The organism is Mesorhizobium sp. CA16 (genome assembly GCF_020165175.1).
Taxonomy (GTDB): Bacteria; Pseudomonadota; Alphaproteobacteria; order Rhizobiales; family Rhizobiaceae; genus Mesorhizobium.
Genome location: NZ_JAIUHP010000012.1, coordinates 111541 through 132080, shown reverse-complemented (window position 1 = coordinate 132080; position 20540 = coordinate 111541). Strand labels below are relative to the sequence as shown.

Genomic DNA, 20540 nt, shown 5'->3' with positions numbered 1-20540 from the left:
TCGAAACATGTTCACCGATCTGTCACCAAGCTTGGCTTGCAACGCGGGTGATTTCCGTTCCATCTGAACGCTTCCACAAGGAGACGATCTTGGACAATCGCAAGCACCGCCCGAACGTCCTGCTCATCACTTGCGACCAGTGGCGTGGCGATTGCCTGTCGGCGGCTGGCCATCCGGTGGTGAAGACGCCGAACGTGGATGCGCTCGCCGCGGAAGGGGTGCTTTTCCGCCGCCATTATGGCGGCGCAGCACCCTGCTCGCCTGCCCGCGCGTGCCTCTACACCGGCCTCTACCAGATGAACAATCGCGTCTGCCGCAATGGCACGCCGCTTGACGCGCGCCATGGCAACATCGCGCTTTCGGCGCGCGCGGCGGGCTATGATCCCACCCTGTTCGGCTACACCGATGTCGCGCTCGATCCGCGCCAGCTGGCGGCCGGGGATCCGCGCCTGCGCAGCTATGAGGGCGTGCTGCCGGGCTTCACCGTACGCCAGGCCCTGCCCGAGCATCAGAAGCAATGGCTGTCGTGGCTGCGCGCGCAAGGCATCGACACCGGCGCAGGCAGCCCCGACATCCACCGTCCGGCCCGCGGCCAGGCGGAACAGGACGTGACCAACGCGCCGCCGATCTATTCGAAAGACCAAACGCCAACCGCGTTCCTGGCCGGCGAGTTCATCCGCTGGCTTGGCGAGCAGGAGGCGAGCGCGCCGTGGTTCGCGCATATCTCCTTCATCAGCCCGCACCCGCCCTTCATCGTGCCCGAACCCTACAATACCATGTATGATCCGGCCGAAGGTCCCGCGTTCAAACGCGCTACAAGTTGGCAGGCCGAGGCCGGCAGCCATCCCTATATCGCCTACGATCTGGCCGGGCAAAAGCGGACAAAATTCGTCCCCGGCATCGAGGGCAACGTGCCCGACTGGAGCGAGGAGAACTTTCGCCGCATCCGCGCGATCTATTACGGCATGATCTCCGAGGTCGACGCGCAGCTCGGCCGCATCTGGCAAGCGATCAAATCGGCGGGTGCCTGGGACGACACCGTGATCGTGCTCACCTCCGACCATGCCGAGATGATGGGCGATCATTACATGCTCGGCAAAGGCGGCTTCTTCGACGCCAGCTACCACATTCCGTTGATCATCCGCGATCCGCGCCGGGAAGCCACGGCCGGTTTGTCCGTGGATCGCTTCACTGAAGCCGTCGATATCTTCCCGACCATGCTCGACCTGATCGGCGCCGCGCCGCAGCGCCACCTCGACGGCCGTTCGCTCGCGCCCTGGCTGGATGGAACGGAACCGGAAGCCTGGCGCGACGCCGCGCATTGGGAGTTTGATTTCCGCACGGTCGCCCAAGGCGAAGCCGAACGCCATTTCGGTATCGCGTCGAACGCCTGCAACCTCGCCGTTATCCGCGCGGCGGACTTCAAATATGTCCATTTCGGCGGCGGCCTGCCGGCGCTTCTGTTCGACCTATCGAAGGACCCAGGCGAGCTGAACAATGTGGCGAACGACCCGGCCTATCTCCCGGTACGGCTCGAGTTCGCCGAGAAGATGCTTGCCTGGCGCGGCGCTCACCTCGATCAGTCCCTTGCCTTGGCGGAACTGACGGAAGATGGAGTGGTGGGGTACGTGAGTGGGCAGTAGGCAGTAGGCAGTAGGCAGTAGGCAGTAGGCAGTAGGCAGTAGGAGATGGTCCGCCTTGGATGGCCGGAGGCAATAGCCTCTTTCCCTATACCCTACTGCCTAATTCCTACTGCCTACTGCCTGATCGTCACTTCAGAATCATCCGCTGCTGGTCGCGGTTGGCGGCATAACTGCTCTTGTTATAGGCCGTTTGCGCCTGCAGCTGCTCCTTGGTGAAGTTGGTGTAGAGATACTTCTTGCCGTTCTTGTCGGTCATGAATTTGAGCTTATCCATGGCGATCGCCACTTCCTTGGCGCCGATGCCGAGGAAGCCGCCGACATCGACGATGACCGCGTCCGGCTTGTTGTCGGGCGTCAGCACGACGTCGCCGATTGAACCGATCTTCTCGTCGTTGGCGCCATAGACCGTCGTGCCCTTGAGATCGTCGACGCGCATGTTGCCCATCGGCATCTCAGTCAGTGTCGACTTATCGATGGAAGCCGTCTTGGTCTGGTCGGTGGCAGCGCCGCTATTATCGGCGGGCTTGTTCTCAGCCGTGCTCTGGGCCGGCGGCGTCGCAGGCTTGTTCTCCGCCGTCGACTTGGCGGGCTCTGCCGGCTTCGCTCCCTTATCGGACGTCGTGCCCGAAGCGACCACCGCAGGCGTGGTCGTTGCCGGCGCGTTGTTCGCGGCCGTCGTCGTGCCAGGCGCCGGATCATAGGGCTTGCGGTCGAACTCCGGCTGGGCCTGCAGCTGCTCCTTCGTCGTCTCGGCCACCAGCCAGCGGTCGCCGTTCTTCTCCGCCCATTTCGCCTTGTCGAAGTCGAAAGTGACGTTCTTCGTGCCGATGCCGAGGAAGCCGCCGACGCCGATCACCAGCGACTCGGCCTTACCGTCCTTGGCAAGCACGATGTCCTTCACGTCGCCGATCTTCTGGGCATCGTCCGCAGTGCCGTTATAAACCGACTCGCCCATGATGTTCGTGGCCAGATTGCCCTCCGCCTTCTTCACCGGCTCGGCCGGCGCCGCAGCGGGAGCCTGGGCTGTTGTCGTGTTGTTGGCGGGCTGCGTAGCGTCGGTAGACTGCGCCGGCGCCGGATCGTAAGGCTTGCGGTCGAACGCCGGCAAAGCGTTCAGCTCATCCTTGGTGGACTTGACAACCAGCCAGCGGTCGCCGTTCTTCTCGGCCCATTCCAGCTTGCCGTAGTCGAAGGCGACGTCCTTCTTGCCCACGCCGAGGAATCCCCCGACGCCGATGATGGCGGACTTGGCTTTGCCGGCGGAATCGAAGACGACATCATCCACCTTGCCGATGTTCTGGGCGTCATCACCGGTGCCGTTGTAGACGGACTCGCCGATGATATTGGTCATCAGGGCGCCATCGGCGCGCGGGACCGGCGCCGGATTCTCGGCTGCTGGGGGCTGTGGAGCCGGGGCGGGCGTCGTCTGCGCGAAAGCGCCGGTTGCTAGAAGGGTTGCGATCGCGGTCGTCGCAAAAAGAGTGCGGATCATCATGATGGTCTCTCCTCGTGCCTGATCTGTGCATGACGCTCCTTGGCCAGCCTTGACGGCGGGTCGGAAGCGGCAATGTCTACAGGTTCACAACGTTGTGACCGGAGGGTTGTTCCAACCGCAACGCGTTCACGCGTCCGTGGATTGCTGACCTCCCGGCGGAACCTTTGCGGCGGCCTCCTCGTTTCAGCCTGCGGCTGAGGGTCTGCCGGCTCAAAGTGACCCGAAAACGGAGCGCGATATGCGGTTTGCTGCGGTGCTGAACCAGGACGGCGGCACCCTCCGTACCATCGACATGGAAGCATTTTCCGAAAAGCTGCGTCAGACCCTCGAAGCGGCGGGGCATTCGGTCGAGATTGACATCGTTGCCGGTCGCGACGTCGCCACGGCGCTGGAAAAGGCCATCGCCAGGCGAAATATCGACGTTGTTCTCGCCGGAGGCGGCGACGGCACGATTTCCACCGCGGCATCCCTCCTCATGAACAAGAAGAAGGCCCTGGCCATCTTGCCGGCCGGCACGATGAACCTGTTTGCGCGCGGCCTGGGCATCCCGCAGACACTGGAAGCGGCGTTGCAGTCCTTTGCCGACGGCGAGGTGATCGCCGTCGATATGGCGAGCGCCAACGGCCAGCCTTTCGTGCATCAGTTCTCCGTCGGCATGCACGCCAAGATGGTTCAGTTGCGCGAGAAAATGGATTTCAGCTCGCGCCTTGGAAAGATGCAGGCGTCCGTCCGCGCGGCGTGGGCGGCTATCAAGAACCCGCCGGCGCTCAAGGTGAGCCTGAGCATCGGCAAGGCCGAGATCGTCGCCCGCACGACCGGCATCGGCATCTCCAACAATCTGTTCGGCGAAGGCCACCTGCCCTATGCCGACAACCCGGCTGGCGGCGTGCTCGGCATCTATGTCAGCGTCGCGCGCCGGCGTCATCATCTGGCGAAGCTGCTGCTGGACATGCTGCGCGGCAGGTTGCGCCAGAGCGCGCATGTCGAAGTGCATCAGGCTGGCAAGGTCGTGCTGAAAATCCGTTCGCCCACCAGGAAGTTCAGCGCGGTGCTGGACGGCGAATTGATCAGGCTGGAGAGGGAAACCACGGTCGAGAGTCACCCCGGCGCCCTGAACGTGCTTGTCCCATCCCGCAATGCGCAGGCGAAGGCGGCGTGATGGAAAGATCAGCTGCCTTGAGTGGATTTCTGCTCGGCGGGCGGGGCCGTCGGCACGTTCTGCTGGGTCGTCGGCGACTTGATCAACTCGCCGTAGATCTCGACCGCGCCCCACGCGATGAAGGCGAGCAGCAGCCCGGCGATGAGGATTCTGAGGGCGTGCCAGCCCCAATGCCCCTGGCGAGCTTTGTCTTCAGGTACGATCTTGGTCACGATTGGCCTCCATGCTGCGCGGCGGCGGGCGCTTCAGGCACGACATGGTCGGTAACGGATCCTGTTCGGGAAGGTTCCGTGTGGGAAAAGACGCCCCGCAAGCATGCGGCAACCGATTGCGTGTATATGATGGCCGATTGCGTGGCGTTTTGAGGGAATGGTGAGCAGCAAGGCGGATAGTTTGCCAGCGGACGTCAGCCGCGTCGTGATCGATGCGGAACGGCTCGCCCTGCTTCAGGGCCTGGGCGCCATGGATACCGCAACCGATCCGGACTTCGACCGTATCACCGGTCTCGCTGCGGCAATCGCCGAAGCGCCTGTCGCGCTGGTGAGCCTGATCGGCAGCAGTCGCCGGCGGTTAAAGGCGCGCATCGGCCTCGACGAGAAGGAGACGCCAACCAGCACTTCCTTCAGCGCCCACGCCATCGCCGCCGGCGACGATCCCATGGTGGTGACCGACGCCACGCTCGATCCGCGTTTCGCCGATAATCCGCTGGTCACGGGCAAGCAGCACATCTGTTTTTTTATCGGCGTGCCGATGATGGTGGCCGGTGCCAGGATCGGTACGCTCTGCGTGCTCGATCGCCAGCCGAGACCGTTTCCGGCCGAGGACAAGGTGGCGAAGCTGAGAATGCTGGCCGACCTCGCGGCCAGCCTGTTCACGCTGAAGGACGCCACCCGCGACGGCGCCATCGCCAAGGCGGAACTGGCGCGCGAGGAAAAGCGCCGCGCCATCGCGCTCGACGCCGCCTCACTGGCGAGCTGGGCGTGGGACATACGCACCGACATGATCGAATGCGACACGCTTCTGGCCGAGCTTTCAACCTGCCGCCTTCGAACCGGCTGAAGGCGCGCGACATCCTGCGCGCCATCGACCCGCGCGACGTCTACCAGACCGAGACGCGTTTCCGCGACGCGCTGAGCGGCAGCGACGACTATTTTGGCGAGTACCGGGTCAAGGGGGTCCATCCACCCCGCTGGATCGCCACGCGTGGACGCGTGATCGAACGCGACGGCGAGGGCAAGCCGACGCTGATCTTCGGCGTCAACTACGACATCACCGAGCGCAAGCTCGGCGACGAGCGGCAGCGCCTCTTGCTGCGTGAGCTCAACCACCGAGTCAAGAACACATTGGCGACCGTGCAGGCGCTGGCGACGCAGACCGTCCGCCACGCTCGCCAGCCGAGTGTGTTCCTGGAGGCCTTCGGTGCCAGGCTGCAGGCGCTCGGCGCCGCCCATAATCTGCTGTCCGACCGCGAATGGCGCGGCATTGGCATCGGCGAATTGGCACGCATCGAGACCAGGGCTTTCGACACGGGCCGCCAGCCGCGTATCGCGATTTCGGGTCCCGAGCTTCTGCTCTCGCCCGATCAAGCGGTCGGGCTCGGCCTGATCCTGCATGAGCTCGCCAGCAACGCGATGAAATACGGCTCGCTCTCCGCGCCGTCGGGAAAAGTCGATCTCGACTGGAAGACGCAAGGCCGCAAAGGCGCGCGCCGCCTGGTGCTGACCTGGCGCGAAAGCGGTGGGCCGCGGGCCGAGCCTCCGGATCGCCAGGGTTTTGGCTCGATCCTGATCCGCCGCAGCCTCGCCAAGGTCATCGACAGCGAGGTGATCCACGAATTTCGCCCGGATGGCGTCTTCGCCGAAATATCGATGCCGCTCGAGCCGTCCTTGAAATGAGCGCTCCGGCACTGCTCAAGGCAAGTTTTCCGGGTCCGGCTTCGACGGCCTGGACTTGGTGTTCTCGCGATAGATAGCATACGCGACGACCGCTAGGGCAGGCGCGACAACGGCTCCAAGCCCGCCTTTGCTTTTGGCGAGGGCCGGAAGCAAGGCAAGTGCTGCGGTAACGCCCGCCGCCGTCATATCGGCCTGGCGTCGCCGCGCGCGGCGCTTGCTGCGCATGCCGGCCGCCAGCTTGTGAGTGACGAGGATGAGCCCGGCAACCACCAGGAAGCCGATGCCGAAGCCGAGACTGGTCGCCATCGGTCCGTAGCGGACCGCCAGCCAGATGTAGGCGGCGCCGATGAGGAAGCCGACACCGCACACGGCGAAAATGGCGGCAAGCCCGTAAAGGATTGCCGCGGTCCGCGCCCTATGCAAAGCGGCCATCGCCTCGCCCGAGGCGAGGGCCGAGATCAGCGAGACAAGCGCCCCCATCTGCGGTTAGCGGCGGGAAAGCAGGGCGAACAGGTAACCGACGCCCGCCGCGATGGCCAGCGAGGTCACCGGCTTCTCGCGCACCTTGGCGATCAGCTGCGCTTCGATATCCTCGGCTCTTCCCCGCATGCTCTCGAACGCGGCTTCGCCCTGCGCGCGCAATTGCTCGACGCCGTCCGCGGCGGCGCGACGGGCCGCGCCGTAGCCGTGTTGACCGGTCGTGGCGAGTTGCTCGGTGAGTCGCTGGATGTCCGCTTTCAGTTGCTCGATATCGGCCTCCAGATCGGCGGCGGTTGCTTCGTCTGTGGCGGATTTGCCTGCGGCGGTTGCCATTCTCTAACTCCTTGTGTTTGCGTTGGTTTCAACGCCCGTTCGGCGCCATGGTTCCGGTCGTCGCAAGCCAAACCTAGATCAGCGGCCTGCATTCCTCGCCTAGCCCCTCCCAGCGGGCAAGCTTCTTCAGCCCGTCATAGTCGATCACTTCGCAGCCGCCGTCTCGCCACATGATGAGCTTGCGGTCCATCAGCTTGCGGATCGTCTTGTTGGTATGGACCAGCGAGAGGCCGAGCGTGTCGGCGATGTGCTGTTGCGTGATCGGGATCTGCACCGGCGTCGTGCCGTTGAGGCCGGCGCCGCGAGCCCGGCGGGCGATGAAGGCGATAAGATAGGCGGCGCGCTCAAGCGCGGTACGGCGGCCGATGCTGAGCAGGTTCTCATCCAGCATGCGCTCCTCGCGCGACGCGATCCAGGTGATGTCATAGGCAAGGCCGGGATGGTTGCGATAGAGTTCCTGCAGCTGATCGCGTTCGAAAACGCAAAGCAGCATCGGCGATAGGGCTTCGACGGAATGCTGCATTTCGCCCATCAGACTTCCCTGCAGGCCGATGAGGTCGCCAGGCATGGAAAAATTGAGGATCTGCCGGCGCCCGTCGGGCAAAAGCTTGTAGCGGAACGCCCAACCCGACAGCACCGTGTAAAGATGCGCGCTGTGGCTGCCTTCGACCAGCACGGTCGCACCTCTGTCGACCGCCAATTCGCCACGCTTGAAGGTGTCGATAAATGACAATTCCTGCTCGTCGAATTCGCGGAAGGCCGGCAGCGGCCGCAGCGGGCATTTTTCACAAGGATATTGGCGAGTGGCAACCAAACGTCCGGACATTCGACCCCTCTTCGAAATCCCTGCCCTAGGGGCGCAAGGAAACGTTTGAGGGGGGCAGCGGTTCCGCTGGGTCATGTCCATGTCTTTTTTAAATGACATCGTGACGGATTCCGCGCATGAGTGCGGCTGCCAAGGAGACACCCCATAAGTGACAGCATTGCTTGACGGATTGCGCATTCTTGTCCTCGAAGACGAGTTCCTGATAGCGATGGATGTCGAGCAGCTTTGCCGTGATCACGGCGCCGCGGATGTGACGATCGCGCGAGAGATCGCCGACATCGACGGGCAGGCGCTGCCTTCGAGCTTCGACGCGGCAGTTGTCGATCTGATGCTTGGCGGGGTGTCGACCCTGGATTTCGCCGCGCGGTTGCGCGCAGAGGGCGTGCCGTTCGTATTCGCCTCCGGCTATTCGGATTCGGACGAAGTCAAGAACTCGTTCCCCGACGTTCGACTGGTGACCAAGCCTTACTCGGGCGACGATCTCGTCGAAGCCGTGGCGATCGCCTGCGGACGGGCCGCTCCGGCGGCCTGACTGCCGCCGCCGAGGCGATCTCAGGCCGCTTTGCGCGCTCACATCATGGCCGGTACGAATCCGGGTTCCCCAAGGAAATGCCGGATACGTTAAGCGCGCCGAACGATGACGCCGAATGGCGCGAGCAGGTACTTGTCGCCTTCGCGTCCCGGAAGTTAAGCCGCGTTCGAGCCTGTGACCTGCGCCGAGATCGCGTCGGGCCCGAACTCGTCCTCTCCGGAAATCTTGAGGATCTCCTGCAGCCTGGCGCGCGCCCGGCTGACGCGGCTTTTGATCGTGCCGACCGCGCAGCCGCAGATCTCGGCGGCTTCTTCATAGGAGAAGCCGGAAGCGCCGATCAGGATGATGGCTTCGCGCTGGTCCTCGGGCAGTTGCTCGAGCGCGCCGCGGAAATCCTTGAGATCGAGCTGGCCATGCTGAGCCGGATGAACGGCAAGCCTGGCCGTCATGATGCCGTCGCTGTCCTGCACTTCGCGGCCGCGCTTGCGCATCTGCGAATAGAATTCGTTGCGCAGGATGGTGAACAGCCAGGCCTTCAAATTGGTGCCCGGCTGGAAGCTCTCATGCTTGTCCCATGCCTTCACCAGCGTTTCCTGGACGAGGTCGTCGGCCCGATCGGCATTCTGTGTGAGCGACACGGCGAAAGCCCGCAGGCTCGGGATCGCGCCGAGCAGCTCGGTCTTGAAGCTCTGGGATACCGCCGCCATGCCTCAGTCCTTTTTCTGGGCAGGTTCGGTCTGTTCCAGCTGGCTGAGCAGCTGAGCGAAACGGTCCGGCACATGATCCGAGACCAGTTCGTCATAATACTGCTTGAGCTTGCGAGCGATTTCGGAGTTTGCACCAAGCGGATTGCCATCCCCGTTCCGATGCCTGCTTGCGGCATCAGCCATCTGTTTTTTTGACATTTCCTTCATAATAGCCCTAATTTCCAGCACCCGAGCCGCTCTTCGATTTCAAACCACAACGCAAGCGGAACCCTCGTCTGGTTGCCCATCCCTGGATCCGAAACGCTTGCCTGCTAATTTAGTTCCGCGGCCGGGCGGAACTTTTTCCGGAAGCCGGCGTTTGATGCAGAGGGGCTTGCAACCAATGCGGCCTTGAACATGAAACGTCATCTGAGGGAGACGTCAATAATGAGTCTGTCCGCAACCATCGCTCCTCATCTCCCGTTCCTTCGCCGCTTCTCGCGCGCGGTGTCGGGATCGCAGGAGAGCGGTGACGCGCTGGTCGCCGCGATGCTGGAAGCCATTATCGCCGATACCAATATCTTCCCTGAAGCCTCGAGCGACCGTATTGCGCTGTACAAGGTTTTCGCCAGGCTGTTCACCTCCGTGGCCATCCGCGTGCCGCAGGAACAGGCGCAGACCGCCTGGGAGCAACGGGCCGCGGCCAATCTGAATGCGATCGCGCCCCTGCCGAGGCAGGCTTTCCTTCTGGTTGCCGTCGAGGGCTTCAGCGAGGACGAGGCGGCGGAGATCCTCGACGTCGACGAGGATGAGTTCTCGGAGCTGCTTGCCCAGGCGAGCAACGAGATTTCTCGGCAAGTTGCGACCGATGTGCTGATCATCGAGGACGAGCCTCTGATCGCCATGGATATCGAGGAGATGGTCGAGAGCCTCGGCCACCGCGTCGTCGGCACGGCGCGCACGCATGCCGAGGCTGTGGCCTTGTTCGGCAGGACGCGGCCGAAAATGGTTCTGGCCGACATCCAGCTCGCCGATGGGAGCTCGGGCATCGAAGCTGTCAACGAGATTTTATCCTCGACGCCTGTGCCGGTGATCTTCATCACCGCCTTCCCTGAACGCCTGCTTACCGGCGAACGGCCCGAGCCGGCCTTCCTGGTCACCAAGCCGTTCAATCCCGACATGGTCAAGGCTTTGATCAGCCAGGCCCTGTTCTTCGACCGTCAGGCCAAGGCCGCCGCCTGATCCCTTCCGAAGCTGGATCCCAAGTGTCACGCCAAGGCTCCGCGCCATGCGTGACGCGTGGCTGTGTGCGGTCTGAAAAGCTCGCTTTGGGGGATCGTCTTTTTCAGCAAATGGTGGAACAAACGGCATCTGGCCACGTTCTTTTCCCGACATAAGAAGGAGACGCATCATGCTGTACTGGGCGCTCGTATTTCTCGTAGTTGCGATCATCGCCGGCGCGCTTGGGTTCGGCGGCATCGCCGGCACTTCGGCAGGCATCGCGCAAATCCTGTTCTTCATCTTTCTCGCCTTCCTGGTGATTTCGCTCATCGCAGGCCTCTTCAGGAGAGCCTGACCGCAACACTGGAAGCCGCACCCCTCAAACGGTTTCCAGCCACCGCCGGACGGCGCCTCGAAAGAGCACCGTCCGGCGGACCGTTTTTGGAAGCCCAATTTCAGGGTGTCGTCTCGTGCGGAACAAGTTGCGGATTGGGCCGTTCAAGGGCCGAGTGGGGGATTTCCGATGCCTTCCCAAGGTCCCACACAAGACAGGTTCGAAAAGCGCGAAGTGATCGCGATGCATCCCTCGGAAAGCGGGATGCAGGTGGGGCGGGCCTTGCTTCACGCCCTGCATAACGCAGGGATTTCGGTTCTCTACCAGGATCGGCAGATGGAAACGGTCTGGGCGCGCAACATGAACGCGCCCTGGGCGTCCGATACAGCCGACGGCAAGGACTTGCTCTCGCCGGCGCAGGCCGAACGCATAAGGGCTGCCAAACTCAAGGTGATCGAATCCGGCAACCCGGACCAGCTCGAGCTCAGCATTCCGGGGCACCAGGGGGTACGCTGGTTCCAGCTTTGGATCGATGCAGACCGGGGGGAAGCCGGCGATGTCCTCGGCGTCGTCACGACGATGGTGGAGACGACGGAGCAGAAACGCCGCGAGCAGACCCTGAAGACATTGCTGCGCGAAGTCAGCCATCGATCGAAAAATCTCCTCGCCATCATCCAGAGCGTCGCCACTCAGACCGGGCGGTATACGGAGACGCTCGGCGAGTTCCTGGCGCGGTTTCGTGGCCGGCTGCAATCGCTCGCGTCCTCGCAGGATCTCGTCACATCCTCCAACTGGCGAGGAGCAGCGCTGCACGAGCTCGTATCCGGCCAGGTCGGCCGCTACAGCAGCGATCTGGCTCAAAGCCTGCGGTTCGCGGGCGAAAATCCTTACCTCAACCCCAACGCTGCCCTGCATATCGGTCTCGCCATGCATGAGCTGGCCGTCAACTCAGTGAGCTATGGCGCACTGTCGCGGCCGGACGGCCATGTCGAGGTGCGCGCCAAGCTCGAGGCCGAAGATGGAACCTCGCCCAACCTCTTGCTGACCTGGACGGAGGCGGTCGGCGACGCGCAGCGCAATGAGAAGCGTTTCGGCAGCGTGGCGCTGGAACGCGTCGTGCCGATGTCGCTGAATGGCTCCGCGACGCTGGAAATCGGCAGAGACCGGATGGAATACCGTCTCACCGTCCCGCACGGGAATTTCGAGACGGATTGATAGCGCGGTCGATGGCGTAGGAACATTCCAGGCAAAGTGCGCGACGGTCAGGCGGCTTAGCCGTAACCATCCGTCCGCAATTGCGTCAGACGGAGACGGGAGCGCTTTGCCGGCGGAGGCGCTTTAACCGGCTGTTCACCATAAAGTCCGATCCTGTGCTCCCGGCTGACGATGCGCCGGAAACCCATCCGCGCCCCGGCGCGACCTGGGGAGACCGAAATGGTGGTTGCCGACCTGAACAGGCTGGAGCAGGCCGCCCGCGTCTCGATGAGCGGCTTCCAGGATGCCGAGCTGCCGCCGCCGCCGCGGTCGTCGCATCTTTCGCTCCGCCTGGGCACGATCGCGCTTCTGGCCGCCGTGGCCCTGACCGCGGCCTGGCAGTTGTTCTGACCCCGCACGCGGCTTTGACTGTCGGCCACTATGGATCCCGCGCTGGACGACTGCGATCGGATCGTCTGGAACGTGCGGCCCGACGGCACACAGTTCGCAACGCTGGAGGTGCCCGGCATGCTTGTCGTGTCGAACGGCAAGCGTTCCGAAAAGACTACGTTAGGCAACAGTAAAATCGGGCAGGCAAAGCACCTTTTTTCATGCTAAATGGCTGCTGGCACTGCCGAAAGTGAGGACAAAAGTGAGGAGCAATTCTATGCGGAAGATGATGATTGCCATGGTTGCCGTGGTCGCTGTCAGCGGCTGCACAACGACCGAGCAGGACGTCGTCGGCGGCGGCCTGATCGGCGCTGGCGTGGGCGGCTTGGTCGGCGGCAGCAAGGGTGCGCTGATCGGCGCGGCCGTCGGCGCCGGGTCGGGCCTTCTGGTTCGCAACCTGCGCAACGGCTATTGCCAGTATCGCGATCATCGCGGCCGGATCTACACGGCTCGCTGCAACTAGTTCAGCACGGGAAAGACCGGGGGCCGGCAGCCGGCCTCCGGTTTGCTCTGAATTCAAATTCAAGTCGCCGTTTTGCCTTACGCGCCCAGCGGGATCCTGATTTCCACCTTCAATCCGTCGGCGTGGTAGTCGCGCGCGATCGTGCCGCGCAATTCGCGCGTGACGTTGAGATCTATCAGCTTGGTGCCGAAGCCGGTCTTGACTGGCGCTTCCAGTTCCTTCTGACCCGCCTCGCGCCAGTTCAGAACAAGCGTCCGCTCGCGGCCGCGGCCTTCGATGCTCCAGTCGACCTTGAGAGCCCAATTTCCGTTGGCCGAATTGACCGAACTGCCGGCCTCGCCATATTTCAGCGCGTTGGTGGCAAGTTCGTGGAAGGTCAGCCCGAGCGCCTGCGTCGTCGTCTCGTCCAGCAGCACCTCCGGCCCTGACAACACGCCGTCGGGAAGGTCCTTGCCGAACACCTGCCCGAGTTCGATGCGAAGCAGGTCGCCAAGATCGGCCTTCTGCCAGCGCGAGCGCGTCAGCATGTCCTGCGATGCGGCCATGGCCTGCAGGCGCGCCGAGAACGATGCCGAAAACTCCTTCACGTCGGTGGCTTGCGAGGCCGTCTGTCGCGCGATCGCCAGCACGCGGGTGATCGAATTCTTGATGCGGTGCTTCATCTCCTGCAGGATCAGATCCTTTTCCAGCAGGCTCTTTTCGGTCGCCTCGTGCAGCGCCGATTTCGCCTCATAGGCGCGCTCCTGGTAGCGCGCCACCAGCGCGATGGCGCCGGCAAGCAAAAGGCCGAATAGCCCGAGCATCACCGGAATGGCGCGCGAGGACGGCGGTTCGAAGGCGCTTGTCGGCCTGAACAGCACGGTCCAGGGCCGGCCCGCGACAACGATATCGCGACGCGCCAGAAGCGTCGCCCCCATGCGTTCTGCCGGCGGCGCCTCCGAACGGAACAGAAGATTGCCGTCCTCGGGCTTGCCGTCATAGACCTCGACATTGACCGGCAGCAGCGGAGAACGGCTGAGCGCGACCTGGAACAAGTCCTGCGCGCGGAAGGCAGCGTAGAGAAAGCCGGACGTGGAGGAGCGGCTTGCATTGATCACCTCGGGCGCGGTTTCGACGTTCAGTCGCACGAAAACCAGGAACCCGGTGAAGGTCTGCGCCACGCCGGCGCCCTGGCCGAGCTGGACCAAACCGCTCGCATGCTGCCGGTCGTCTGCCATCGCCTTTTCGATCGCCGCGCGCCGTACCGGCTCGGTGAACATATCGAAGCCGATGATCGACTGGTTGGAGGCAGCGAGCGGCTCGAACAGCACGATGGGCGTGCGCCATTGCTGCGTCGTGGCAGGATAGATCGGATGCGCCGACCCATGGTCGTGCAGGATGTCACGTTCCACCGCCGCCTCGTCGCCGGTCTTGGCGAGCCTCAGGAAGCCGATGCCGCGCAGCCCGGCGAAATTGTCGTCGATGTCGAGGGCGGTGAAGAAGGCCTTGAATTCGCCGCGCGAGATGTCGCCGTTGCGGGCATCGAACAGCGCCTGCGTCGAACGCAGCAGCGACAGATGCAGGTCGACGCGGCTCTCGATGCGGTTGAGCGCGTCGTCGGCCGTGCCCTCGAACTTGATCCGCGCCGCCTCCTGCGTCGCGAAATAGGCGAACCCTGCCATGGTCAGGCTGATCAGCGCGACGGCGACAAAGGCAAGGATCGGAAAGAGCTTCTTCAAATCAAGGATGCGGCCCGTGGACGGTCGACGATCTTTATGGGCAAGTCTCGGCGCCAACACAATGGCGCGGTCAAACCATCACCGCGGTTGGTACATCACGCAGCCGTTAATTAGCCGGCTACCAGTTCGACTTCATGCCGCGATTTTCAGCGCCCCCGGGCCCGGAATGGCGCCCGGCGGGCATTTGCCCAAAATGATCATGCCGAGCACCTCGTCTTGGGTAACATCGGTGGTGCGCGCGGTGCCAACCACCTGGCCGTTCTTCATCACGCAGACGCGGTCGGCGAACTCGAACACGTCGTGGATGTCGTGGCTGATCAGGAAGATGCCGATGCCGTCGGCCTTGAGCTGTTTGACCAGTTCGCCGACCTGCGCCGTCTCTTGCGGGCCGAGCGCCGCCGTCGGCTCGTCCATGATCAGGATACGGGCGTTGAACAGGATCGCGCGCGCGATCGCCACCGACTGCCGCTGTCCGCCCGACAGCTTGACGACAGGCTCCTTGAAGCGCTGGAAACGCGGATTGAGCCGGCCCATCACCTTGCGCGCTTCGGCTTCCATGGCGACGTCGTCGAGCGTGCCCCAACCCGTCATCAGCTCGCGGCCGAGGAAGAGATTGGCCGCGGCATCGACATTGTCGGCCAGTGCCAGCGTCTGATAGATCGTCTCGACGCCGTATTTCTTGGCGTCGCGCGGATTGGAGATCGAAGCCTCCTCGCCATTGATGAATATCTGTCCGCTGTCGCGCTTGTAGGCGCCGGACAGGATCTTGATCAGCGTCGATTTGCCGGCGCCATTGTGACCGAGCAGCGCCATCACTTCGCCGGGGAAAAGATCGACAGATGCGTCGTCGACGGCGCGGATGCCGCCGAAGGCGATCGAGACGTTGCGCATGTCGACCAGCGGAACGCCGGCGGGAGACGATTTTTCAGCCATGGTCCTTCTCCTGCTATCAGACGCGCTTGCGGTAGAGGGTGTCGAGCCACACCGCGATGACCAGCACGGCGCCCACGACGATGCTCTGCAGCGGTGAATCGACGCCGAGCAGCACCATGCCGGATTGCAGCGACTGCATCAGCAATGCGCCCAGCATGGCGCCGAGCACGGTTCCGGAACCGCCTGCGAGCGACGTGCCGCCGATGACCGCCGCGGCGATGACCAGCAGTTCATCCAGCGTCCCCAGCGCGTTTGTCGAGGAGTTCTGCCTAGCCGATGAGATCGCCGCCGCGATCGTCGCCAGCACGCCCATGATCATGAACACCTTCATGGTGATCCAGCGCGTGTTGATGCCGGCGAGATTGGCGGCTTCCGGATTGCCGCCGATGGCAAAGACGTAGCGGCCGAATCTAGTGCGCTTGGTGACGAAGGTCATGATCAAGCCGACGGCGACCGCCATCAGGACCGGAATGGCGATACCGTGCGCGATGAACAGCCCGCCTTCGGGCACGATGATGTTGTTGGCAGCGGCGTAGCGGTTCACGATGCCGACCGGCCACGGATAGGAGTTGGCGAGCCACACCGCGCCCAGGATGACCGCGCAGGTAACCGTGGCAAGCAGCGTCTCGGCCCAGACCGGACGCAGCGGGAAGCGGAAGCGCTTGCGCTGCACGCGGCCGTTGAAATGCATGAAGATAACCGCCAGGCAGGCGACGATGCCGACGGCCCAGCTCCATCTGGCGCCGATCGAGCCCGCCGGGCCGCCGCCCATCAACTGGAACGTGGCGTCGAGCGGCGCAACGGTCTGACCGCTGGTGACCCACCAGGCAGCGCCCCGCCATACTAGCAATCCGCCAAGCGTGACGATGAAGGCCGGCACTTCGAGATAGGCGATAACGAAGCCCTGGAAGGCGCCGATGATGAGGCCGAGCGCCAGGCCGATCAGCAACGCCAGAACCCAGATCCAGGGGTTTCCCAGTTCAAGCCCGACGAAGCGAACCAGAAAATGCGCCTGGGCAAAGCCCATGACCATGCCGATCAGCCCTTCGGCCGACCCGACCGACAGGTCGATGTTGCGCATGACGATGACGAGCACCATGCCGGAGGCCATGATCGCCACAGCCGAAGACTGAACCGACAGGTTCCAGAGATTGCGCGGCGTCAGGAACGTGCGGCTGTCGAAGTCGAGCGGGTTGACGCCAAGCCGCAGGCTGGAAATCACATGCAGCCCGATCCAGATGAGGAGCAGCGCGCCGATCATGCCCAGCATGCGGGTGTCGAGCTCGGTCGCCTTCAGGAACCGGGCAACAGTGCCGAGTTCCGACGCGCGCGCGGTGTCCGCCGGTTGGGTAGACGTCGTGTCGGTCATGATTTCCTCCCACCGGCTTGCCGTCTGGCGCGGATGCCGGAACTCAGCCTAGAAGCTATCCGCCTGAGGCAGAACGGCAAAATCTTTTGAGAAAACGCCGCGGCTTTAAGGCAATCCCAGGAAAAGTGCGTAGCGGTTTTCCGTCCGGGATTGCGGCAACAAAAACCAGGAGCGGTTCATTGAACCGCTCCTGGCCGCGGCGCAGGTATTTTTGATCGAACGTCGGCAAGGCTCAGTTGCAGACCTGGACGCTGCCGGCGGGCACGCCCGCGCAGACCTCGTCCTTCTTGATCCAACCGGCGTCGATGACGACGTTGAGGTTGTCCTTGGTGATCGCGACCGGCGTCAGGAACAGCGACTTGACGGTGTTGCCGCCGGGCGTCGTGAAGTCCTTGGCGCCGGCGATATCGCCCATCTTCTTGCCGTCGGCGAGCTGCGAGGCGATCTCGGCGGCGTTCTTGCCGAGCTCGCGCGCGTCTTTCCACACCGACACGGTCTGCGTGCCGAGCGCGATGCGGTTGAGCGCCGCGTGGTCGCCGTCCTGGCCCGAGACCGGCACGGTGCCGGCCAGCCCCTGCGCCGTCAGCGCCGCGACAACGCCGCCGGCGGTGCCGTCATTGGCAGCCACGACCGCGTCGACCTTGTTGTCGTTGGCGGTCAGGAACTGCTCCATGTTCTTCTGCGCGTTGGCCGGCAGCCAGCCGTCCGTGTAGGCCTCGCCGACATTCTTGATCTTGCCGCTGTCGATGGCGTCCTTCAGGACTTCCATGGAGCCCGCGAACAGGAAGTCGGCGTTCGGATCGGAGCCCGAGCCCTTGATGAAGACATAGTTGCCTTCCGGCTTGGCCTTGAACACCTCGCGGGCCTGCATGCGCCCGACTTCCTTGTTGTCGAAGGTCAGGTAGAACACGTCCTTGTTCTCGATCAGGCGGTCGTAGCCGACGACCGGGATTCCTTCATCGAGCGCCTTCTGCACCGCCGGGCCGATCGCCGAGGCATCCTGCGCCAGGATGATCAGCGCGTTGGCGCCCTGCGAGATCAGGCTTTCGACGTCGGTCAGCTGCTTGCCCGGATTAGACTGCGCGTCGGCCGAAATATACTTGTCGCCGGCAGCCTCGATGGCGGCCTTCATCGCGGCTTCGTCGGTCTTCCAGCGCTCTTCCTGGAAATTCGACCACGACACGCCGATCACCTTGTCCTTCGCCTCGGCGACGGACGCCAGCGTCAGCGACATGGCAACGCCCGCCAGAATGGCGGCTGCAAATTTCTTCATGATATCCTCCCTGCGCCCGTGCGGCGCGACCCAGACTGGCCCGAAGGCCGGCACAGAGGCTTTTTTTCGAGCCTCAAAAAAATAGTGGTCCAGCACAACAGCGCTGTCAACCGAGATTCTGATGGGTTTTGATGGGCTCAGGCATTTTTTTCGGTATCCGCAATAAATAATGACATGGCCCCTGGCTTCTGCCACAATCCCTAGCGTGTCAGCGACAGGCCATGGCATTATCACAAGGCCGCGATGACCGGGGAGGACGTGCGAAACGATGTCGGTCGGAATCCGCCATGACGATTTGCGCCGGCGCAACCGCGCCATGGTGATTTCGGCGGTACGCCGCGCCAGTCAGCCATCACGGACCGAAATTGCCGCCACCACCGGGCTCAGCCACTCGACCATTTCGGCGATCTCCGCCGACCTGATCCAGGAGGGCATTCTCACCGAAAGCAAGGCCAGCGAGCCGACGGCGTTGAAGCGCGGCCGGCCGCAGATCGGCCTGGCGCTGAACCCTGAAGCCGCCGCGGTGCTGACCGTGGTGTTGTCTCTGAACTTCCTGTCGGTCGCCGTGATCGACTATGCCGGCCAGGTTGTCGCCGAGGAGCAGCAACGCCTGGACACGCTTGTCATGCCCCGCGACGAGCTGATCGGCGAATGCGTGGCGATCGTGCGGCGCCGGCTGCAGGATCCCGACCTCGACATTGGCAGCGTCGCCCGCATCGCCATGGGCATTCAGGGCATCACCGATTCGCATGCGCGCTCCATGCTGTGGTCGCCGATAACGCCGCTGACCGACATTCCTTTCGCCGACATCCTAGAGAAGGAGTTCGGCATCTCCGCCACCATGGAGAACGACTGCAACATGATGGCGGTGGCCCTGCAATGGCGCGACCCGGAGCGCTATCGCGACGACTTCATCGCCATCCTGTTGTCGCACGGCATCGGCATGGGTCTCGTGCTCAAGGGTGCGCTGTTCACCGGCACGCATTCATCCGGCGGCGAGTTCGGCCACATGATTCACCGCCCGGGCGGGGCGCTTTGCCGCTGCGGCCGCCGCGGCTGCGTCGAGGCCTATGCCGGCAACTATGCGATCTGGCGCAGCGCCATGAAAATGAGCGAGGACGCCGAGCCGGTCGACGTCGGCGACGCCGACATGCGGGCCCTTGCCGCGAAGGCGCGCGAGAGGGACGGCCCCGAACGGGAGGCTTACCGCCGGGCCGGCGAAGCGCTTGGTTTCGGTCTCGGCAGCCTGTTCGCCCTCATCGACCCGGCGCCTGTCGCCATGGTCGGCGTCAGCGCGGCCGCCTTCGACCTAATCGAGCCGGCGCTAAGGGAAGCGATCGCCCAGACGGCCGGCGGCCAGCACTCCGAATCGATCTCCTTCGACACCGAGCCGAACGAGTTGCCGCTGATCCGCGAAGGCTGCGCCATGCGCGCGCTGACCTTCGTCGACCAGGAGATTTTCGCGCCGGGAGGCCAGGCAAGAGTGGGGACGGGAAAGAACGTGGCCTGAGGCAGCCTTGAAGAGGTCCGGGACAGCAGCAGACGCTTGAATTAGCGAAGGGAAGGCCCCGCAGCTTCGTCATTCCAGGGCGGAGCAGGAGCGAAGCTCCGTCGCGGAGACCCTGGAATCCATGCCGCTACCTCACGCGTCGGGCGCAGCGGCACAGAATTCTGGACTGTCGCAACGCATCGACATCACGGAATGGATCCTCGGGTCTGCGCTGCGTCGCTGCGCTCCTTGCTCCGCCCGTGGATGACGAAGCACAAGCGTCTCGGCTAACCGCCAATGCACGCGATCCGATGCTGGAGACACAGAACCCGTCAGCGTCTCGGCCCCTATCCCTAATCTTCCCTGATCGCGTAACCCGCCCCGCGGATGGTGCGGATGACGTCCGGCATGCGGCCGTTGTTGACTGCCTTGCGCAGGCGGCCGACATGGACGTCGACGGTGCGTTCGTCGATATAGATCGTCTCGCCCCAGACATTGTCGAGCAGCTGGCTGCGCGAGAACACCCGGCCGGGATGACGCATCATGAATTCCAGCAGCCGGAACTCGGTCGGGCCGAGCCTGATTTCGCTCTTCTTGCGGTAGACGCGGTGCGACTCGCGGTCGAGCACGATGTCGCCGACCTTGAGCACGCTGGACAGCACCTCCGGCTTGGCGCGGCGCAGCAGCGCCTTGACGCGCGCCATGAACTCCGGCGTCGAGAACGGCTTGACCAGATAGTCGTCGGCGCCGGTCGAAAGGCCGCGCACGCGGTCGCTTTCCTCGCCCCGCGCCGTCAGCATGATGATCGGCAGCCGCTCGGTCTCGGGCCGCATCCTGAGGCGCCGGCAGAGCTCGATGCCGGAAACCGCCGGCACCATCCAGTCGAGCACGAGCAGGTCGGGAACGTTTTCCTGAAGGCGGATTTCGGCCTCGTCGCCGCGGGTCACCACTTCGACCTGGTAACCCTCGGATTCGAGATTGTAGCGGAGCAGCACCCCAAGCGGCTCCTCGTCCTCCACCACCATGATGCGTGGCGCGATCATTGGC

General features: G+C 63.7%; 21 protein-coding genes and 1 pseudogene. 10 read left to right on the top strand and 12 right to left on the bottom strand.

The window, feature by feature from the left end:
• The first annotated feature begins 89 nt into the window (after positions 1-89).
• Positions 90-1643, top strand: a complete 1554-nt coding sequence (locus LB525_RS18125) for an alkaline phosphatase family protein (RefSeq protein WP_224545616.1) — start codon at positions 90-92, stop codon at positions 1641-1643.
• 127 nt (positions 1644-1770) lie between these two features.
• Here the strand turns inward: LB525_RS18125 and LB525_RS18120 are convergent, their stop codons facing one another.
• Positions 1771-3135: a PRC-barrel domain-containing protein gene (locus LB525_RS18120; RefSeq protein ID WP_224545663.1), complete on the bottom strand. Its 1365-nt coding sequence runs from the start codon at positions 3133-3135 to the stop codon at positions 1771-1773.
• Between the two features lie 241 nt (positions 3136-3376).
• On the opposite strand from LB525_RS18120, the gene LB525_RS18115 reads away from it, so the two are divergent.
• On the top strand, positions 3377-4297 hold the full coding sequence (locus LB525_RS18115) for a diacylglycerol/lipid kinase family protein (protein ID WP_095767386.1): 921 nt from the start codon (positions 3377-3379) through the stop codon (positions 4295-4297).
• 8 nt (positions 4298-4305) lie between these two features.
• On the opposite strand, the gene LB525_RS18110 is transcribed toward LB525_RS18115, so the two are convergent.
• A complete protein-coding gene (locus LB525_RS18110) occupies positions 4306-4509 on the bottom strand; it encodes a hypothetical protein (protein ID WP_095767385.1) in 204 nt (67 codons plus the stop codon).
• A 157-nt stretch (positions 4510-4666) separates the two neighbouring features.
• On the opposite strand from LB525_RS18110, the pseudogene LB525_RS18105 reads away from it, so the two are divergent.
• Positions 4667-6192 (top strand): annotated as a pseudogene (locus LB525_RS18105) (sensor histidine kinase).
• Positions 6193-6207: 15 nt separating this feature from the next.
• Here the strand turns inward: LB525_RS18105 and LB525_RS18100 are convergent.
• The 3 genes from LB525_RS18100 to LB525_RS18090 all read right to left on the bottom strand — a co-directional run bounded on the left by LB525_RS18100 (position 6208) and on the right by LB525_RS18090 (position 7831).
• Positions 6208-6672 carry a phage holin family protein gene (locus LB525_RS18100; RefSeq protein WP_224545615.1) on the bottom strand — a complete coding sequence of 155 codons (465 nt, stop codon included), beginning with the start codon at positions 6670-6672 and terminating at the stop codon, positions 6208-6210.
• Positions 6673-6678: 6 nt separating this feature from the next.
• Positions 6679-7005 (bottom strand): YqjD family protein, encoded by a 327-nt coding sequence (locus tag LB525_RS18095; RefSeq protein WP_095767382.1) that lies wholly within the window; start codon positions 7003-7005, stop codon positions 6679-6681.
• Between the two features lie 73 nt (positions 7006-7078).
• The gene (locus LB525_RS18090) at positions 7079-7831 is read right to left on the bottom strand and encodes a Crp/Fnr family transcriptional regulator (protein WP_224545614.1); all 753 of its coding nucleotides are present in this window, start codon (positions 7829-7831) and stop codon (positions 7079-7081) included.
• A gap of 148 nt (positions 7832-7979) precedes the next feature.
• On the opposite strand from LB525_RS18090, the gene LB525_RS18085 reads away from it, so the two are divergent.
• Positions 7980-8363 carry a response regulator gene (locus LB525_RS18085; RefSeq protein WP_095767380.1) on the top strand — a complete coding sequence of 128 codons (384 nt, stop codon included), beginning with the start codon at positions 7980-7982 and terminating at the stop codon, positions 8361-8363.
• Positions 8364-8518: 155 nt separating this feature from the next.
• Here the strand turns inward: LB525_RS18085 and LB525_RS18080 are convergent, their stop codons facing one another.
• Both LB525_RS18080 and LB525_RS18075 read right to left on the bottom strand, forming a co-directional pair.
• Entirely contained in the window at positions 8519-9070 is a 552-nt protein-coding gene (locus LB525_RS18080; RefSeq protein WP_040985057.1) for an RNA polymerase sigma factor, read from the bottom strand.
• A 3-nt stretch (positions 9071-9073) separates the two neighbouring features.
• Entirely contained in the window at positions 9074-9277 is a 204-nt protein-coding gene (locus LB525_RS18075; protein WP_095767379.1) for a NepR family anti-sigma factor, read from the bottom strand.
• A 219-nt stretch (positions 9278-9496) separates the two neighbouring features.
• Between LB525_RS18075 and LB525_RS18070 the strand changes: the two genes are divergently transcribed.
• From LB525_RS18070 to LB525_RS18050, 5 genes are all read left to right on the top strand, one after another.
• Positions 9497-10291 carry a response regulator gene (locus LB525_RS18070; protein WP_095767378.1) on the top strand — a complete coding sequence of 265 codons (795 nt, stop codon included), beginning with the start codon at positions 9497-9499 and terminating at the stop codon, positions 10289-10291.
• Between the two features lie 169 nt (positions 10292-10460).
• A complete protein-coding gene (locus LB525_RS18065) occupies positions 10461-10625 on the top strand; it encodes a DUF1328 domain-containing protein (protein WP_018429836.1) in 165 nt (54 codons plus the stop codon).
• 222 nt (positions 10626-10847) lie between these two features.
• Positions 10848-11819 carry a sensor histidine kinase gene (locus LB525_RS18060; RefSeq protein ID WP_224545662.1) on the top strand — a complete coding sequence of 324 codons (972 nt, stop codon included), beginning with the start codon at positions 10848-10850 and terminating at the stop codon, positions 11817-11819.
• Positions 11820-12038: 219 nt separating this feature from the next.
• Entirely contained in the window at positions 12039-12209 is a 171-nt protein-coding gene (locus LB525_RS18055; RefSeq protein ID WP_224545613.1) for a hypothetical protein, read from the top strand.
• A 256-nt stretch (positions 12210-12465) separates the two neighbouring features.
• Positions 12466-12711: a YMGG-like glycine zipper-containing protein gene (locus LB525_RS18050; RefSeq protein ID WP_095767375.1), complete on the top strand. Its 246-nt coding sequence runs from the start codon at positions 12466-12468 to the stop codon at positions 12709-12711.
• Between the two features lie 77 nt (positions 12712-12788).
• On the opposite strand, the gene LB525_RS18045 is transcribed toward LB525_RS18050, so the two are convergent.
• The 4 genes from LB525_RS18045 to xylF form a co-directional block, all read right to left on the bottom strand.
• A complete protein-coding gene (locus tag LB525_RS18045; protein WP_224545612.1) occupies positions 12789-14429 on the bottom strand; it encodes a CHASE domain-containing protein in 1641 nt (546 codons plus the stop codon).
• A gap of 132 nt (positions 14430-14561) precedes the next feature.
• The gene (locus LB525_RS18040) at positions 14562-15362 is read right to left on the bottom strand and encodes an ATP-binding cassette domain-containing protein (RefSeq protein ID WP_224545611.1); all 801 of its coding nucleotides are present in this window, start codon (positions 15360-15362) and stop codon (positions 14562-14564) included.
• Positions 15363-15378: 16 nt separating this feature from the next.
• Positions 15379-16731 (bottom strand): sugar ABC transporter permease, encoded by a 1353-nt coding sequence (locus LB525_RS18035; RefSeq protein ID WP_224545610.1) that lies wholly within the window; start codon positions 16729-16731, stop codon positions 15379-15381.
• Between the two features lie 232 nt (positions 16732-16963).
• Entirely contained in the window at positions 16964-18004 is a 1041-nt protein-coding gene (gene xylF, locus LB525_RS18030) for a D-xylose ABC transporter substrate-binding protein (RefSeq protein WP_095767551.1), read from the bottom strand.
• A gap of 268 nt (positions 18005-18272) precedes the next feature.
• Here xylF and LB525_RS18025 point away from each other — a divergent pair, with 268 nt between their 5' ends.
• A complete protein-coding gene (locus tag LB525_RS18025) occupies positions 18273-19514 on the top strand; it encodes an ROK family protein (RefSeq protein WP_224545609.1) in 1242 nt (413 codons plus the stop codon).
• 332 nt (positions 19515-19846) lie between these two features.
• On the opposite strand, the gene phoB is transcribed toward LB525_RS18025, so the two are convergent.
• Entirely contained in the window at positions 19847-20536 is a 690-nt protein-coding gene (phoB, locus tag LB525_RS18020) for a phosphate regulon transcriptional regulator PhoB (RefSeq protein ID WP_010911896.1), read from the bottom strand.
• Positions 20537-20540 lie beyond the last annotated feature (4 nt).

What these genes read in the sequence shown, in the direction of transcription:
- LB525_RS18115 (WP_095767386.1), top strand. Translation starts at nt 3,377, where the DNA reads ATGCGGTTTGCTGCGGTGCTGAACCAGGACGGCGGCACCCTCCGTACC.
- LB525_RS18035 (WP_224545610.1), bottom strand. Translation starts at nt 16,731, where the DNA reads ATGACCGACACGACGTCTACCCAACCGGCGGACACCGCGCGCGCGTCG.
- LB525_RS18070 (WP_095767378.1), top strand. Translation starts at nt 9,497, where the DNA reads ATGAGTCTGTCCGCAACCATCGCTCCTCATCTCCCGTTCCTTCGCCGC.
- LB525_RS18055 (WP_224545613.1), top strand. Translation starts at nt 12,039, where the DNA reads ATGGTGGTTGCCGACCTGAACAGGCTGGAGCAGGCCGCCCGCGTCTCG.
- LB525_RS18080 (WP_040985057.1), bottom strand. Translation starts at nt 9,070, where the DNA reads ATGGCGGCGGTATCCCAGAGCTTCAAGACCGAGCTGCTCGGCGCGATC.
- LB525_RS18095 (WP_095767382.1), bottom strand. Translation starts at nt 7,005, where the DNA reads ATGGCAACCGCCGCAGGCAAATCCGCCACAGACGAAGCAACCGCCGCC.
- LB525_RS18040 (WP_224545611.1), bottom strand. Translation starts at nt 15,362, where the DNA reads ATGGCTGAAAAATCGTCTCCCGCCGGCGTTCCGCTGGTCGACATGCGC.
- LB525_RS18050 (WP_095767375.1), top strand. Translation starts at nt 12,466, where the DNA reads ATGCGGAAGATGATGATTGCCATGGTTGCCGTGGTCGCTGTCAGCGGC.
- LB525_RS18100 (WP_224545615.1), bottom strand. Translation starts at nt 6,672, where the DNA reads ATGGGGGCGCTTGTCTCGCTGATCTCGGCCCTCGCCTCGGGCGAGGCG.
- LB525_RS18120 (WP_224545663.1), bottom strand. Translation starts at nt 3,135, where the DNA reads ATGATCCGCACTCTTTTTGCGACGACCGCGATCGCAACCCTTCTAGCA.
- LB525_RS18075 (WP_095767379.1), bottom strand. Translation starts at nt 9,277, where the DNA reads ATGAAGGAAATGTCAAAAAAACAGATGGCTGATGCCGCAAGCAGGCAT.
- LB525_RS18060 (WP_224545662.1), top strand. Translation starts at nt 10,848, where the DNA reads ATGCATCCCTCGGAAAGCGGGATGCAGGTGGGGCGGGCCTTGCTTCAC.
- xylF (WP_095767551.1), bottom strand. Translation starts at nt 18,004, where the DNA reads ATGAAGAAATTTGCAGCCGCCATTCTGGCGGGCGTTGCCATGTCGCTG.
- LB525_RS18090 (WP_224545614.1), bottom strand. Translation starts at nt 7,831, where the DNA reads ATGTCCGGACGTTTGGTTGCCACTCGCCAATATCCTTGTGAAAAATGC.
- phoB (WP_010911896.1), bottom strand. Translation starts at nt 20,536, where the DNA reads ATGATCGCGCCACGCATCATGGTGGTGGAGGACGAGGAGCCGCTTGGG.
- LB525_RS18025 (WP_224545609.1), top strand. Translation starts at nt 18,273, where the DNA reads ATGTCGGTCGGAATCCGCCATGACGATTTGCGCCGGCGCAACCGCGCC.
- LB525_RS18065 (WP_018429836.1), top strand. Translation starts at nt 10,461, where the DNA reads ATGCTGTACTGGGCGCTCGTATTTCTCGTAGTTGCGATCATCGCCGGC.